Here is a 413-nt window from a genome sequence, read left to right as displayed (position 1 = left end):
GGCCAGCAGATTGCGGCGATGCGAAGCGTGGGACGACATGGAGGTGGATTCCTTGGGCACGCTGGACGCCGAAGGGCGGCGTCGAAGGGCAGCAGCGGCGGAATCGTAGAAGCGGCGCGTTACATGTCATTTACACGCCACATGCGGAATCCTTGCGTTCCGAATGGTTTACCGTCCGGAAGGCGATTGCCGGCCAGCGGCCGGCATGGCCGTTATTCGAACGAGCCGACCGAATCGTGGGCCAGGTTGTCGAAGCGGGTGTACTCGCCGAAGAACTTCAGCTTGCACGAGCCGGTCGGGCCACCACGGTGCTTGCCGATGATGATCTCGGCCAGGCCCTTGTCCGGCGAGTTTTCCTTGTTGTAGTAGTCGTCGCGGTAGATGAACACGATCATGTCCGCGTCCTGCTCGAT

At 61.5% G+C, this 413-nt stretch carries 1 protein-coding gene; it reads right to left on the bottom strand.

The window, feature by feature from the left end; genetic code table 11:
• Positions 1–212: 212 nt before the first annotated feature.
• Positions 213–413: DnaB-like helicase C-terminal domain-containing protein (locus tag D7X55_RS47050; RefSeq protein WP_304988942.1), on the bottom strand; the 201-nt coding region annotated here is incomplete at its 5' end.

It is taken from the genome of Corallococcus sp. AB049A (genome assembly GCF_003668885.1).
Lineage (GTDB): Bacteria > Myxococcota > Myxococcia > Myxococcales > Myxococcaceae > Corallococcus > Corallococcus interemptor.
Note: the sequence above shows the minus strand (reverse complement) of the source record. Positions and strands in the feature narration are given on the sequence as shown.